This window comes from Paenibacillus paludis (assembly GCF_042610515.1).
GTDB lineage: Bacteria > Bacillota > Bacilli > Paenibacillales > Paenibacillaceae > Paenibacillus_AQ.
The window spans coordinates 191,683-207,326 of the sequence record NZ_JBGJZP010000011.1; the positions used below are offsets into that span (position 1 = coordinate 191,683).

A 15,644-nucleotide genomic window follows, 5' to 3' on the forward strand; every position below is an offset into this window, starting at 1 on the left:
TTACACTTGTTGAGAAGCACAAACGTGAAATATAAGGGGAAGAAGGAGGTCACCATGGCAATTATAGAGGTAAAAGAACTTACCAAAGTATTCGGTCATGATGCGGGACGGGCACTTCCATTACTAGCACAAGGTTGGTCTAAAGAGAAGATTGCCCGTGAAGTCAAGCTGACGGTTGGTGTCAACAAGGCTGAATTCAGCATCGAAGAAGGAGAAATATTTGTCATCATGGGTTTGTCAGGCAGTGGAAAATCCACGCTAGTCCGTTTATTGAACCGTCTGATTGAGCCCACAGGGGGCCAGGTCTTTTTTAAAGGCAATGATGTGGTCAAAATGAATCCCGAAGAGCTGCGCCGGTTCCGGCGTAAAAATATCGGCATGGTCTTCCAGAAGTTTGCATTGTTTCCGCACCGCACGGTGCTGGCTAATGCTGAATATGGTCTTGAAGTACAGGGCGTGGAGAAAAAAGAGAGAACCCGGCTTGCCATGGAGGCACTGGAGCTTGTAGGCCTTAAAGGCTGGGAGAACCACCGCCCTGATCAATTGAGCGGAGGCATGCAGCAGCGTGTGGGTCTTGCGCGCGGTCTTGCCAATGACCCGGATATCCTGCTGATGGATGAAGCCTTCAGTGCGCTTGATCCGCTGATCCGCAAGGATATGCAGCAGGAGCTGCTGGAGCTGCAGGCAAGAGTGAAGAAGACGATCGTGTTCATTACGCATGACCTGGATGAGGCCCTGCGGATCGGTGACCGGATCGCTTTGATGAAGGATGGTGTGATCGTCCAGATCGGCACTCCGGAAGAGATCCTTATTCAGCCTGCGAACAAATATGTGGAGCGGTTTGTGGAGGATGTAGACTTGTCGAAAGTCCTGACAGCTGCACATGTGATGCGCCAGCCGGAAATGATCCGGCCGGAACGCGGTCCGCGTGTTGCGCTTCAGCTGATGCGGGACAGCGGCGTATCCAGTCTCTATGTGGCGAGCAATGAAATGAAGCTGCAAGGTGTACTTACGGCAGAGAAAGCGCTGGAGGCACTCAAGGAGAATAAAAGCATTCTTGAAGTGATGGTTCGTGAAATTCCCCGTGTACGTCCGGACACGCTGCTGAACGACCTGTTCGAGCTGATGTCCGAGACACATCTGCCGGTTGCGGTAGTGGATGAAGAAGATAAGCTAAAGGGCATTGTGATTAAAGGGGCAGTACTTTCCGCCCTTGCAGGCAATGCGGTACCGGAAGGAGGCATCGGTTCATGAATTTACCTAAATTACCTATAGGCAAGGGGATTGAATGGCTGGAGGACTGGCTGACTACGTATTTCGGGCCGTTCTTTGATCTCATTCATGCGGTTATTGGAGGCATGGTGGACGGAATCGATGCGGCTTTAACCTTCCTTCCGGCTATCGTCCTCACGGTGATTATCGCCGCCTTGGCTTACTGGATCGGCAAATGGCGGATGGCTTTATTCGCAGTGATCGGGCTGCTGCTGATCGACAATCTGGGTCTATGGGATCCTTCTATGCAGTCCCTGGCCCTTGTGCTTACTGCATCACTGCTTGCTGTGCTGATTGGTGTTCCGGTTGGCGTGTTTTGCGCGCAGAGTAAGACTGTTCAAAATATTGTGACTCCGATACTGGACTTTATGCAGACGATGCCTGCATTTGTGTATCTGCTGCCGGCGGTATCCTTTTTCTCGCTTGGCGTAGTTCCCGGAGTCATTGCTTCTATTATATTTGCTATTCCACCTACGATCCGTCTGACGAACCTGGGGATACGCCAGGTGTCGCCGGAACTCGTAGAGGCTGCGGATGCGTTCGGTTCGACGGCGGGCCAGAAGCTGTTTAAGCTGCAGCTTCCGATTGCCATGCCTACGATTATGGCCGGCATTAATCAGACGATTATGCTGTCGCTGTCGATGGTCGTCATTTCGTCGATGATCGGCGCACAAGGGGTAGGAGCCTATGTATACCGGGCGGTATCACAGGCTAAGACTGGCGCAGGCTTCGAAGCAGGGATTGCCATTGTAATTATAGCGATCCTGCTTGACCGTTTGACGCAGAAGCTGGTTAAACCTAAACAATAATGACGGGAGTGTTTTATTTAGATGAAGAAAAAAGGATTCGGATTGCTGTTGACGGCGTTGCTGGTATTTGCAATTGCCGGCTGTTCATCAAGTGAAGGAAAATCCGTGAAGCTGGCATATGTGGCCTGGGATTCGGAAATTGCCAGCACGTATGTAGTCAAAGAGGTTCTGGAGTCCAAGCTGGATGCGAAGGTGGAAATGCTTCAGGTTGATGCTGGACCGATGTGGGCCGGCGTTGCGGACGGAAGTGCGGATGGAATGGTAGCTGCCTGGCTGCCGAGCACCCATGCTTCCTATCTGGAGCAGTATGGAAAAGATATAGAGGATCTCGGGGCCAACCTGGAAGGAACCAAGACAGGTCTTGTTGTTCCCACTTATATGGACATCAACTCCATTGAGGATTTGAACAATCCGGAAATGGCAGCAGCGCTGAACAACCGGGTTGTCGGGATTGAACCCGGAGCAGGAATTATGATGGCCACCGAAAAGGCGCTCACTGACTATAAACTGAGTGATTATAAGCTGCTGGAAAGCTCGTCGGCCGCTATGGTTCAAGAATTGGGGAAGGCATACACCAATAATGAGCCGATTGTAGTAACGGGCTGGACGCCGCACTGGATGTTCGCCAATATGGATCTGAAGTATCTGGAAGATCCCAAAAACGTATATGGCGGAGCAGAGCAGATTCACACTATGGTACGCAAAGGTTTGAAAGAAGATATGCCGGAGGTGTACAACTTCCTCGATAAGTTCACATGGACACCTGAGGAAATGGCTCAGGTCATGGTGGAGATTCAAGCCGGGAAATCGCCTGAGGATGCTGCCAAGAGCTGGGTAGAAGCGAATGAGGATAAAGTGAATACTTGGATTGCTGCAGAATAATAATAACTGTGCCGGTACTGCAGAGTCATTTTGCAGCGGGTTAAGATGTGTGCTATGATTAGGTCAACATAAGGCTACAATTTTGTAACCTGTAGCCGGACATTGTTCCCGCCATAACACATTCTTTAGCAGGATCATCAACAAACACCCCGTAAGGGGTGTTTTTCTTGAAGAATTAGTGATTTATAAAGACTCAGCGGAGCTGATGCTGAAAGGAGTCACGAAAGGGGACGGCTCCATGACGGAGGTCATAAACGGCTGGATTGATTGGCTGCTGCAAAGTCTTGGGCTGAACGGGCCGTATATTCTGTTAGCAACGATTCCGCTCACGATTCTGCAGAGTTTGTTCGGATTTTTTCCGCTGGCGATATTGATTGTTCTGCATGTCTCCGAATTCCATGTGATCGGCGGTATGCTGGTCAGCTGGCTGGCTTGTAATTTAGGCGCCATACTCGTGTATTTTCTCTTCCGGCGGTACCTCTATGGCTGGTTCGACGAGAAATGGAGATCCAAGCTGAAGCGCTATGACAAGTGGCAGCGTTATTTGGACCGCTACGGCATCTGGACGCTGGTGCTGCTTCGCACCATTCCGATTGTTCCCAGCAACGTAATCAATTTCATGGCGGCGGTCTCGCCGATCAAAGCCTCGGCTTATATTTGGGGTACGGTGCTCGGCAATCTGTCCTTCATCTGGCTGTTCGGAACGATCGGCTCTTCACTGGTTGTCCCCAGGGAGGAATGGAACGGATTTCTTGCCTGGTATGCGGTTTTTATTATTATTTTGCTGGGCATTTTTATCCGGCGGCATTGGGCCCATCTGCAGGAGGATAAGCGGAGCCGGATGGAGTAATAACTTTAGAAATTATGGACATGAACGTTTCTCACGGTACTTCGCACCGTGAGAGGCGTTCTTCTTTTTTGTCCTCTTCCCGAATAGCCTATAGTAAGGGGCGGCGGCTTGACCGCAGGAATGCAGGGGGGACTTAGACTCATGGGCAGAATAAAAAAATGGGGAAGCCGCAGGGCGGTTATGCCAAGCCTGCGCCTGCGGGTGCGGCTGCCGAAGTTCAGCATGGGCAGCATGCCAAGACCGTCCGGGCGAAGCCCGGCGTTTAAGGCGAAACCGGCCAAGCCGGGAATCAGAGCCGCTGGACAAGGAGCGCGGTTCTCGCCAAAAAGACGGGGGAGCTGGTTCAGCTTCTCCGGCGGAGGCGAGCGGAAGAAGGCGGTTTCCGTATCCGTCCAGAAGACGCAAAAGCCGCGCAGACGGGGCCGCTTCTGGATCATCCTGAGCCTGCTGCTGATATTGGCGGTGCTTCAAGGGCTGCGTTATGTCGAGCAGCATTTGAAGCCGCCGATTATTCATCTGGCGCAAATCCGGGTGAAGCAAATTGCCACGGAGTCGATCAATAAGGCGATTACCTCACAGGTGGCCGATGCAGGAGATGCCGAAGCGCTGATTGACTGGAAGACGGATAAGGAAGGCAAAATATCGGGCTTTATGCTCAATTATAGAGAGCATATGCGGATTACCTCGCAGGCGGCGGAGGTCATTCAGTCCACGCTGCAGGAGCTGCATAATCAGACGGAGCGTATCCCGCTCGGCCAGGCGCTGGGCAGTCCGCTCATCGCTTCCTTCGGGCCGGATGTGCCGATCAAGATCGAACCGCAGGGCGCAGTTAAAGTAGAGCTGAACACCCGCCAAAAAAATGCCGGAATTAATATGATTCTGGTTGAGGTCTTCATTCATGTTGTCACTGAGGTTGCGGTTGTCATTCCGTTCGACATGGAGCCGCAGGTAGTGGATACAGAAATTCCTGTATCTTATCTGATGGTTGTCGGCGATGTTCCGATGTACTACTACGACAATCAAGGCCAGCCAGTCGGTGAGAATGGAAACAACGCACCGGGCATTGCCATTCCGGCTCCGCAGGCAAGCGGGGAGAAGAGCGGAACTGGCGAGGGCGGTTCGGATACTGATGAAAGCGGCGAGAGCAAAGACCCGCAAAGCGGCAGCACGAATGATCCGCCCGCGAGCAGCAATACTTCCGGCAATGCCGGAAACGCAGGTAATGGCGGAGCGGCGATTGAGGGTGGCGGCGAATAGTATAGGTGAATTGGATTTAATTTGGGAGAATCCGGAAAAATCCGCCAATGGAACAGGGATATCACCGCGTAGCGTTCATACACTATAGGTAGCACAGTTTTAACTAATGGAGTGTGAGCCTGATGCCGTATGATTCTATGGATTCTGTCCGCTTGGAGCGTCTGGCCGGAAGATACAGCTATCTGGAGCGTGAAGGATTACTGCCGCTTCCGGTAACAGACGGAATAACAATTGTGGTTGAACTGCGCTGCGCCGCATGGAGTGCAGAATGCTTGCGGCTCCTGCTGCTGCATTCCGGCCCTGGCGTCCGTGTGATTGGCGTTCCGCTGGAAGAGGATTTTGCTTTGCTGCCCCTCTCGGAGCAGTTCTCTGGAGAACATGCCGTGTCTTTTCTCCCCTACTTGAACGGGGAATATAGGGTGAATGAGGCCTTGGCATATGCCGAGACCTCATTTGTCGTATTGCTTCAGGATTCCGTCATGGTCACTGCAGGCTGGCTCGCCGATCTGCTTTGGCCGGCCATTGATGATCCGGTTGTCGGGGTAGTTGCCCCGCGTTCCTCTACGGAAGAAGCGGAAGGCAGGGAACTGCAGTGGTTTGACGATTTCTCAAAGCTGTCCGCATACGTAAACCATACCCGGCTTCGGCGGCAAGGCGAATGGCGTAATGTGGAAGTGCTAAGTGGTGCCTGCCTGCTCTTCACCAGGGAACTGCTGCTCAGAGTGGGCGGTTTCGATGCATCGCTCCGCCAGCGGCGTCTGATGGTGGCCGATTGGTGCCTGCGGGCCCGGCAGCTGGGGAGAAGGCTCGCGCTCAGTGATGCTTTGTATGTTCACACGCTTCATCCGCTTGAGGACGGAAGTTGTTCTTTGAATGGCATGGACCAAGGAGCTGAGGAGGAAGGCGGACGGGCGTACTGCGCCAAATGGAATTTGCCCGGCGTCTCTGGGGGTGGAGGTAGTCTCCCGGTACCTGCGGAGCTTTCCGTCTCTCCGCAGCAGCCCGCGATACCGCTCGGCAAATCTTCCGTGACCGTTCCACTGGTGACAGCAGTTGTTTATTTTGAAGAGAAGTGGAACACGGAAACATCGCTTAAGCGGCGTCAGTTGCTGCAAGAACAGCAGAGTTATGACAATATCCGCTGGGTATGGATCAGAGACAGCGCAAATGATATTGCTTCCGAATTTCCGGTTCAGGAGAGGGATGCGGTGATTACGGTACAGGGAGAAAAACCTTGGCTGCATGCGCTGGAGAATGTCTCCGCACTCTACGAAAGCGCAGCAGTAGTGTATTTGTCCGCTTCTGCAGAATATGACACCCGTTATGTGGAGAGAATTGTGCAGGCTGTGCGGCAGGGTTCAACCGATATTGTGGTGAGCCAGGAAGATGGGCTGCAGGGGCCATTGACCGGGGGGCTTCCGCTGTTTCTTCCGCTTGAACGTACGGCCCACCGGGGCGGAATTATGCCTGGCCGAATTGGGCGGCGGGAGGAGCCGACCCGCCGCAGCCTGCAGCTCGTTCCCGCAGAAACACTGACTATAGGGTATATTGCCGGGCTTCGCGGCGGAGAAACATCGCCGTCCCCGAGTGACGGAGGGGGATGGCGATGAACTATCTTATCCTCAGTTCTGTTCCCTGGGAGGCCTATGAATACAAGAGACTGCTCAACCTCCTGCCGGACCGCGGGGAAGTTTTGTTTGCGGGGGGATTGACACCGGGCCAGCAGGAGGAATATGACATCCATTCCTTGAGCCTGGCGGAGATTTACAAGCTGAATGCCAAGGAATACACGGTGCTCGTCTCCTCCCCGTATTGGCTGCCGGATGTAATGACACTGGAGCCAGCCTATACCGTGGCACTGCTGGAAGCTTGTCCCGAAGGCGAAGACAGCGGACTGTGGGACAAATACAGCGCGCTGCTCGCTGCCAGAGCCGATCTGGTGGCCACCGCTTCAGAACGGCTATATCTGGAGCAGAATCTGCGCAGAGACGGGGTCGTCTATCTCAGCGGGGACAGTCCCTTATCGTACGGAATCATCCGCCGGGGAGACCGGCTGTTCTTTCTCTCCGGCTATGAAGCGATATGGACGAGAGCGCTGGGAGAACTGTGGCAGCCATCCGCAGGATCGCCTGTGTCTTGGCTTGATATCCAGCGGCGGCACCGTGCGGAGTTTTATCTGTCCATGTGCGAGAAGCTGCCCGATCAGCCGACCGTGCATTATCTGGCAGCCTCCTATTTATATTTGCTTGGGGACGAGGCGGCCTCCCGGTATTTGACGCAATCCTTCGAGCTGATGCTGCTGCATGATTATACGGACTGCCTTCATTCTCATTACCGGTTTTTCTCGGCTATTGAAGCTAAGCAGGGCCAGCTGGAGCTTGCTGCCGCGCAGTATGCCATTACAGCCTTTACGGACGAAGAAAGAGCGAGGGCAGCGGAGATGCAGAACTGGCTGGATCACGGTCAAAAAGAGCTGCTTCAGGCGGAAATCTGCCGTGTGAACGAGGATTCGGCGGCGGCGATCATGATTTTGTCCGGTTCATCCTATATGGAGGCGAAACCGCTGCTGCTGCTGAACTACATTGAAACCTATCAATGGGAAAAAGCACTGCAGCTCCAGCGTGAAATGGAAGCCAGCAGCGATGCGGGGGTGGGTACTGCTGCGGGAACTTCACCTCCAGCAAGAGGCGGAGCGGCAGCAGCTGCAAGCCAGCAGCTGCCGGTGATCGAAGGTACCCTGCATCTGCTGCATGGCAGGCGGCATGCCGCCATCCGCAGCTTTCTCCGGGCGGCCGGAGCAGACCACCAAGCCCGGCCGCTGTTTGCCGAAATGGCCGATCTGGAAGAGGCAGTCGGGCGACTGAGGGGGAGAGTAGATGAGTAATCGTGAGCCTCTGCGCAAATCCTCCGGCAACCGGCTGACCGCGATGATGCAGGTACGTAATGAGAGCGGGCGTCATCTGGAGCGGGTGCTGGAGGAACTGAGCGATTTTGTGGACGATATCGTCATTGTTGATGACGGAAGTACGGATGGTACGGCGCGGCTGTGCAATTCTTTCGCCAAGGTGTCAAAGCTGGTGACGCTGGAAAGCTCGCTGTTCAGCCGGGAATGGGTGCTCCGGCAAACGCTCTGGGATCTGGCGGTGTCCACCGGACCAGACTGGCTATTATCTGTCGATGCCGATGAATTCTACGAGGAAGAGGCGAAGCGGGAGATGCGTCGCCTCATTGATCAGGATGTTTACGACTGGGTAGCCTTCCGCCTGTATGATTTTTGGGGCGGAACTACCCATTACCGTGAGGATGAACACTGGAATATACACATGAAGCATACCCGCACGCTGGTCCGCTATCTGCCGCATTTTCATTATTTTACGCCCCGGATGGATCATCATGTTCCCCGGCTCCCGCTTTCCTACGCCATCTTGCCGGGATTTCTAGCCGAACTGCGTGTGAAGCATTACGGCTGGGCTGTGCCGCCGGAAGAGCTCCGGCAGAAATACGAGCGTTATCTGGAGCTTGATCCTGAGGGCAGATGGGGGAGCCTGGAGCAATACCATTCCATTCTGGATGAGAATCCCCGCTTAGTAGAGTGGAAAGAAAAGCGCGGCATGTAAACAGCGTTGTATGGGTAATGGTTGCCTGCACAGCTATAAACCGGTTTTGAGAGTATGCAATGAAAATAGTATGCTGCTCAGAGCAAATAACCCCCGTTCCGGCTGGCAAAGGAACGGGGGTTATCCAGGTTTGCTGCACTGGACTGTGAAGCCCTTGGTTAAAGCTTCTCCCGGAGGGCTGCTCTTACAAGCAGCAGCCAAGGGATGCTGCCGGAAGCAGCGCCTTGCGGATGGACGGCTGCTGCGAGCAGCAGCTTATGGTAGCTCAGGCCCACCGCAGCTGCCCGGCTCCCCGATTGCTGCAACGCCCTTTCAGCTGCGGGCTCCAGCAGGGGAGTCAGCCCGCATGAGCTGGCTACCGCTGCGTACAGCAGCCACTCCGCCAAGCCGGCAGGAGTATGGCAATGCTGCTCTTGTGCGGTGTAGACCGAGCACCATTGCTTCTTTATCGCTGCGGGGGCCTGCAGCAGCCCGCACCACAGCGGTTCGGGCAGCCTTGACCACTGCAAGAGTGCGGCATCCGCATGCTTGCATAACGCCAGCAGGCTGCTCCAGGCTCCTGTCTGGAGCAGCAGCTGCGCGGCGTAAGAGAGATCGGCGAAGCTTGGTGACTGGCATCCGGCTGAATCAGCCGGAGGGTTCACCAGCAGCCGCCGGACAGCGGTTAAACCTGGCCTGTAAGCGGCCAGGCGTTCCAGCCATTGTCCTGCGGCAGCTTCATCGCCGATGCGGCAGGACCAGGCCCACAAATAGCCATGGATAAATGGCTGTTCGGAATCTTCCTCCAGCAGCTGTGCCAGCAGCTGGGCAGCTTGCGGTGAGGAGTGCTGCTGCGGGAGGAGCTGCAGCAGCACTTGAATGAGCCGCCGGACGTGAAGGGGCAGCTGCCCCGCCTCGCCCAGCACCTCCAGCCAGCCGAATGCGCGGGCATTCAACGCAGCAGGCACAAGCCTGCCAAGCAAAGCTGAAGATAAGGACGGGGCATGGAGCCGGGTTAGGGAAGACAGTATTTCTTCTTCCCCTGACAACAGGCACAGCGGCACGAGTTCATCCCATGCGGCACTATAGTCCGCTTCATAACCTATAGCTTGCGTGTAATGCTTGTGCGCTTCCTTGTACAGGAACAGCCGCTCGCACACTTGACCGGCAAACAGCTGGGTGCGGCTGGTACCGCTGCCGGAAGAGGAGGGGTATTTATGCGCAGTGTTTCTGCTCTCCAGCGCCTGCTGCAGCAGAAGACGGGATACCTGCAGCTCCCCTTCTTCGAGCAGCAGCCCGGCGTAACTCTCCAGGAGATCTGTGAAATCGGGAAATAGGGAGCGGCCGTTTGCAAAAACCGTTTTGGCGTCGCTGCTCCGTCCGCCTGCTTGCAGAGCATAGGCTGTTTTGAGATAGATGTCCGCAGCATAGCCGGAGCCGGCGGGGATTTCAGGGAGCAGCGGAAACAGGATATTGGCGGCTGCAGTGTACTGTCCTTGCTGATAATGTTCGGTTCCCAGTGCATATCGCAGGGATATACTCTTCGGATCAAGCTCCAGGGCGGTGAGGATAAGGCTCAGATTGCGGCTGGATTTATCCTTGCGCTGCAATTCATCATCCAGGTAGCCATAATGATCAATGGGCAGCTCCGCATAATCGACATGTCCTTCCGGCAGTGCCCAGATGCTTCCGGCGGCCTCCTCATGAATACTCCCCTCAAAAACAATACGTGCGTCATTTCTGAACAGCCTGCATACATTATCCGTCACATATTCCCGCCCGGAGGTATTGCCTACATAGTGGATAAAAGGCAGAAAGTAACCTTGCACCTTCTCCGCCTCCAGCAAGGGCTGCAATACTTCTTCCCGCCAACCGGCAATGGCCTCATCCGCATCCAAGACCAAAATCCATGAACATGAAGCCGCCCGGAGGGTTAGATTCCGGGCCTTGGCAAAATCATTCTCCCACGGAATTTCGATCACCTGCGCACCGAAGCTGCTTGCAATGCCGATGCTGCCGTCACTGGAGCCTGTGTCGCCGATAATAATCTCCGATACCCAGCCCTGAACTGAAGCCAGGCACCGCTCCAGGTGGCGTTCCTCATTCCTGATAATCATGCATAGCGAAAGATCGGGAGTGGCCATATGAAATCCCCCCTTCCTAATCTGTAACTCTGGGAAGCGGCAGCGCCATCTGCGCTCTTCGGACTGCCGGACCATAGACGGGCGCAGCGGGAGCTGAGGCCAGCACCCGGTCGGCCAGCAAAATCCAGGAACGGCTAAGCTGCAGGGCAGGTGCGGCTGCAAATGCGGGAGCAGCCTGGTTACAAATAGAGGGATGGTTCAGCAGGGACAGTACATCCCCTTGGCTCAGCTGTTCTGCTGGAATGGTCCGCACCCCGTGTATTAGTTCTAATAAGGAGTTGCCGGGAGCTGCGGCAATATCCGGCTCTGGTGCATGCTCAGGCGTTGCCGCAGCCCGCTCCGCTCCATGCTCCGCTCCACGCTCAGCGGCTGCCGGATCTGGACTAGCCAGCTTCTTGGTCGCCGTCGCTTTATCCGTCGCGGCTGCTCCTCCAGTCGTTGCCTCCAGCACGGCTGAGCTCTCTGCGCTGCCCAGCACGGCCGTATCAACTCCCGCTGTTACCTCGGCCGATGCGGCTTCCGCTTCGGCCAGCAGCTCCGCTGCCGCGGCGTAACAGCCTTCCCTCAGCAGCAGTGCCGGAAGGCTGCCTCTCAGCGCGGCCCATGCATCGGGCAAATGTGCCTTCAACCAGCCGGTTATCTCCTGCTCACGGCCGCTGTACTTGAAGATCCGCAGGAGGCGGGCAATAAGCGGGCCGGGCTCAGGATGAAGTTGAGCCGCCCGTGTACAGCAGGCGATGGCCTCGCCATCTTCGCCCGTTTCCTGGCATAGCTGCCCTAATGCAGTATAGGTCAAATAGGTCCCGAATCCGGATTCCGTGTGGTAGCCCGGAGGAGAGACGCCGATGTCCAGTGCGCGGCGCAGCGCCGCTTTGGCCTCAGCAAAAGCTCCCGCCTGCAGCAGCAGGACTCCCTTGAGATGATGGAGATCAGGGTAATCGGGGAACAAAGTTATGCCCCGTTCACATGCTTCCAGCGCACCCTTCAGTTCCCTTTTGGCGGCCCGGCAGCGGATTTCGTATTTATACAGCAGATGGACGTAACTTGTATCCGGCTCGACCTCCTCCAGCGAACGCTGGATATGGTGAAGAGCAGGGTCATATTCCCCTAAACGCATATATTCCACAGCCATGTTGAAATGGTGAAAAGCATCGCCGGGGTTCAGCCTCAGCTGCTCCTTCAACAGCTCAACGTTGCGGCTGATCTTGTCTTTCTTCGCTACAACACCATCGGCATAGCCGTAATGATGAATAACCACAGTGCTCAGATGCATTGCGGCAGCGGGAGTGGCCTCCACGATAACACCAGCAATCTGCTCGTGGATAATTCCGTTGAACCGGTACTGAGGACGGTTGCGGAACATCCGCAGGATCGGATTCACCGTGATGGTCTGCGAAGTGCGGGAGGTTCCCTTATGATTATGAATCCGCAGGAAAAACGCCTCATACTCCGTATGCTCCGCACACAGCAACAGTTCTTCTTTGCTTCCTGCATCGAGCTCTTCATCGGCGTCCAGTATGAGGATCCACGTTCCTTTTGCCATCTTCAGGCCTGCATTGCGGGCTGCGGCAAAGTCTCCGTTCCAGGGAAAAGAGACGATGGTGGCGCCAAAGGAACGGGCAATTTGCAAAGTGCTGTCAGTAGATCCGGTATCGACAACGACCAGCTCATCAGCTACCCCGTGTACACTTTTTAGGCATTGGGCCAGACTGTCAGCTTCATTTTTAACGATCATGCATAATGAAATCAGCGGCTTGCGGCGCGGCTTGGTCATGGTGTTGTTCCTCCCTGGCGCTGACGGTAGCTCCACTGCGTATGCCAAGGTGTGCGGTTCAGTATGGCCATGGAATTTCTTATCGCGGCAATGTCCTCCAGGAGTGGACTATGGGGATCATCCTCTTTAAAGCTTTCCACAACCTCTTCCAGCCCAAGCCTCCCCAGTTGAAGATAACAGAGCGATAAGCCGATTCGCGCAGCTTCATTCCCGGGTGATTCTTCCAGCAGCTGTTGAAACCACCCGGCAGCCTCTGAATAATGGCCCTTGTCAAAGAGCATTTCCCCGATATAAAAGAGAACTTTTCCCTCTGCCCGTTTGTCGCGGACCAGGTCTATAAACAGCTCCCCGGCTTCCTTTAATCTGCCTTCCTCATACAATGCTGCAGCCAGATCCGCTGTATGTGCGGGAGATAGCTCTGCCAAAGAAGCAGCCAGCCCGTAACGCTGCAGCTTCACAGACAGCTCAATAAGTGTGGTTATGAGCGGAGCAAAGCCTGGTTCAGCTGTGAGTTCAGACGGATGGGCCCTTTTGTGCGATAAAAGTTGGTCTATATCATACATCTTTTTGTGAAAGGGTTCGGATACATCAAGCAGCCGCTCCTGCGGTAGCCGCTTTCCCATTTCCCAATGGCATATCGCCTCAAGCTTCCACAGCTGCTGTAATAATTCTTGATCCACATTTTCGCCGCTTAGAGATGCCTTGTGCTCCTTAAGGGCATTCTCAGCCTCCTGAACCTTCCCGGCAATGATCCAGGCGGAAAGGATAGACACAAGTGTATCCCGCTCCAAAGGAAAACTCTCCTGTGACAATCCGGCTATAGCCTCGTAAGCGCCAATCGCAAACAGGGTGGTGATAACTGCCGTTCTTGCGGCTGCCTGCTCCGGCGGGACAAGCTGGACAAGCAGTGCAGCAATGTCATTATCTGGTACCGCAAGGCGCTGGAAGGCAGCAGCGATTCCCAGCAGTGCCGGGGCATATAGGGAGTAATGCTGAAGCGAGCGGTGGAAATACCTTGCCGCCTCTTCGAGCTGGCCAAGCTCCTGAGAGAGCACACCCATGCGGTGCAGCGGACGGAAGGTGCACATGCCTTGTTCGCGGACGTATTTTCCGCTAGGTGTTGAACTGTCACAGAGTGCTGCTGCCTGCTGATAGGACTGGAAGGCGCGTTCCGGCAGACCTTGACTCTCCCAGGACTGGCCCTGAATAAAATGCAAATCAGGATAATCCCCGTAACGTTGCAGTTCTCTTGCCAGCAAAGCATCGATCTCGCTCATTTTTCCCAGAGCGAGATAGATTTTGCATAAATCACGGATCATGGCCGGACGATAGGAGACTTTAAGCGGAGCGCGGCTGACGGTCTGGCGCAGCAGTTGCTCCGCCTCCTCCAGATTGCCGTTCTGACAGCAGGTCACTGCCAGATTATAGCTGTAGAAGTCATCCTCCGGCTGTTGTGCAAGAGCGAGGCGCAGCAGATGTTCATTGCGGCTGATTTTATTTTTGCGGGCCATCATCTCTGGTAAATATCCAAAATGGACAACCCCGATGTCACTGTCCTGGATTGCGGAAACACCCTGTTTGCTGATAATTGCGGCGTCTACGCCTTCATGGATTTTCCCGCTGTAGCGGTATTCCTGTCGATTGCGGAACAAACGCACCAGCCTGTGGTTTAAACGCTCTTCGGGCCTGCTCCCAAACCAGTTTTCTATGTCTACTGTGAATGCTTCGGCTTTAGTCTCACGAAGTAATTCGATAATTTTCTGCAGAGGGGTCTTCAGGATCTCATCGGCATCCATCACCAGAAGCCAATCGGTCCCGGCAGCGGATAACCCGGCATTGCGCGCCTCCGAGAAATCATCGGCCCATTCCCTGAGGAGCACTTTGGCTCCGTAGGTCCGGGCGATTGCAACAGAATCATCTGTCGAGCCAGTATCCACGATGACAATCTCGTCAGCTCCAGCCAGACTTTCCAGACAGCGGGGCAGGAGTTCTGCTTCATTTTTGACGATCAGATGAACGCCAAGGGTAGGGGTATTCACGGTTTTTCCTCCTTTGGAAGGCGATTTCTTCAGTTCTGTGTTGAGGGAGGTGATGATTGTCCGGCATATGTAGCTGCAGAGTCTGGTTATGACAAAATAACCCTCAAAGTGCGGATTCGGTTCATAGCATGCTCCAAGTACTTTGCAGGGCTTCAAAACCAAAGAAAGAGTACATGGACAACCATGCACTCTTTGTCTCTACAGGATATGACGGACCTTTTGCTTACGTTCCCTGAGCGTCAAAAATGACATTAATGGTAGAAGCCGCACCCGGGGTCGCTGATTGATAAGAAAGACGGGTATATTTCAGGAATCTTGCCGGAACGATGACATCAACAGAACCAGCAGGCAAAGGATTGTCACCGGTCGTATCGACAAAATAATTGGTTCCATCCGCACTGATCTCAACCTGCGTATTCACAGGGTTGGCTCCAGTGTTCAAGATGAAATAGGAGTAGGTACCCAGCACGCTCGTTGTATTGGCCGGCAGCGGCGTGAAGACATCGGAGGTTGGAATTCCGAGTGTAGCCTGCTCAATAAAGCTGCGCTGCGAGATGGAGGTCACACTGCTGAGTGTACCGGCAGTAATGGTAGCCCCCAGTACACTGGTGATTGTACCGTCAAGCAGGTTGGTAATTGTACCAGCGGACGACAACGTACCGGCAGTAATCGTGGCCCCCAGCACACTGGTAATCGTACCGTTAAGCAGGTTAGTGACTGTACCGGCCGACGATAATGTACCGGCAGTAATGGTAGCCCCCAGTACACTGGTAATAGTACCGTCAAGCAAGTTGGTGACTGTACCAGCGGACGACAACGTACCGGCGGTGATGGTAGCGCCAAGTACGCTGGTAATTGTACCGTCAAGCAGGTTGGTGACTGTACCAGCGGACGACAACGTACCGGCAGTAATGGTAGCACCGAGTACGCTGGTAATCGTACCGTCAAGCAGATTAGTGACTGTACCAGCTGACGATAATGTACCGGCAGTAATGGTAGCGCCGAGTACGCTGGTAATCGT

12 protein-coding genes are annotated in these 15,644 nt (G+C 54.5%); 8 read left to right on the plus strand and 4 right to left on the minus strand.

The genetic code is table 11. From position 1 onward, the window contains the following. Window positions 1-54: 54 nt before the first annotated feature. The 8 genes from ACAN56_RS21565 to ACAN56_RS21600 all read left to right on the plus strand — a co-directional run bounded on the left by ACAN56_RS21565 (window position 55) and on the right by ACAN56_RS21600 (window position 8,687). Window positions 55-1,254 (plus strand): quaternary amine ABC transporter ATP-binding protein, encoded by a 1,200-nt coding sequence (locus ACAN56_RS21565; RefSeq protein WP_379145688.1) that lies wholly within the window; start codon window positions 55-57, stop codon window positions 1,252-1,254. Continuing rightward, complete coding sequence (locus tag ACAN56_RS21570) at window positions 1,251-2,081, plus strand: ABC transporter permease (protein ID WP_038596241.1); 831 nt, start codon at window positions 1,251-1,253, stop codon at window positions 2,079-2,081. Before ACAN56_RS21565 ends, ACAN56_RS21570 begins: the two co-directional genes overlap by 4 nt. A 21-nt stretch (window positions 2,082-2,102) precedes the next feature. Then, a complete protein-coding gene (locus tag ACAN56_RS21575) occupies window positions 2,103-2,963 on the plus strand; it encodes a glycine betaine ABC transporter substrate-binding protein (protein ID WP_379145689.1) in 861 nt (286 codons plus the stop codon). Between the two features lie 238 nt (window positions 2,964-3,201). Continuing rightward, a complete protein-coding gene (locus ACAN56_RS21580; RefSeq protein WP_038600692.1) occupies window positions 3,202-3,813 on the plus strand; it encodes a TVP38/TMEM64 family protein in 612 nt (203 codons plus the stop codon). Between the two features lie 141 nt (window positions 3,814-3,954). Then, on the plus strand, window positions 3,955-5,070 hold the full coding sequence (yunB, locus tag ACAN56_RS21585; protein ID WP_379145691.1) for a sporulation protein YunB: 1,116 nt from the start codon (window positions 3,955-3,957) through the stop codon (window positions 5,068-5,070). A 122-nt stretch (window positions 5,071-5,192) separates the two neighbouring features. Continuing rightward, on the plus strand, window positions 5,193-6,680 hold the full coding sequence (locus ACAN56_RS21590; protein ID WP_379145692.1) for a glycosyltransferase family protein: 1,488 nt from the start codon (window positions 5,193-5,195) through the stop codon (window positions 6,678-6,680). After that, window positions 6,677-7,954 carry a hypothetical protein gene (locus tag ACAN56_RS21595; RefSeq protein ID WP_379145693.1) on the plus strand — a complete coding sequence of 426 codons (1,278 nt, stop codon included), beginning with the start codon at window positions 6,677-6,679 and terminating at the stop codon, window positions 7,952-7,954. The genes ACAN56_RS21590 and ACAN56_RS21595 overlap by 4 nt, the downstream gene beginning before the upstream one ends. After that, window positions 7,947-8,687, plus strand: a complete 741-nt coding sequence (locus ACAN56_RS21600; RefSeq protein WP_076114221.1) for a glycosyltransferase — start codon at window positions 7,947-7,949, stop codon at window positions 8,685-8,687. Before ACAN56_RS21595 ends, ACAN56_RS21600 begins: the two co-directional genes overlap by 8 nt. Window positions 8,688-8,845: 158 nt before the next feature. On the opposite strand, the gene ACAN56_RS21605 is transcribed toward ACAN56_RS21600, so the two are convergent. The 4 genes from ACAN56_RS21605 to ACAN56_RS21620 form a co-directional block, all read right to left on the minus strand. Beyond that, complete coding sequence (locus ACAN56_RS21605) at window positions 8,846-10,810, minus strand: tetratricopeptide repeat-containing glycosyltransferase family 2 protein (protein WP_379145694.1); 1,965 nt, start codon at window positions 10,808-10,810, stop codon at window positions 8,846-8,848. Window positions 10,811-10,826: 16 nt separating this feature from the next. Then, complete coding sequence (locus ACAN56_RS21610) at window positions 10,827-12,584, minus strand: tetratricopeptide repeat-containing glycosyltransferase family 2 protein (RefSeq protein ID WP_379145695.1); 1,758 nt, start codon at window positions 12,582-12,584, stop codon at window positions 10,827-10,829. Next, window positions 12,581-14,623 carry a glycosyltransferase gene (locus ACAN56_RS21615; protein ID WP_379145696.1) on the minus strand — a complete coding sequence of 681 codons (2,043 nt, stop codon included), beginning with the start codon at window positions 14,621-14,623 and terminating at the stop codon, window positions 12,581-12,583. The genes ACAN56_RS21610 and ACAN56_RS21615 overlap by 4 nt, the downstream gene beginning before the upstream one ends. Before the next feature lie 223 nt (window positions 14,624-14,846). Continuing rightward, window positions 14,847-15,644 (minus strand): DUF6385 domain-containing protein (locus ACAN56_RS21620; protein WP_379145697.1); only part of this gene is annotated, 798 nt, incomplete at its 5' end.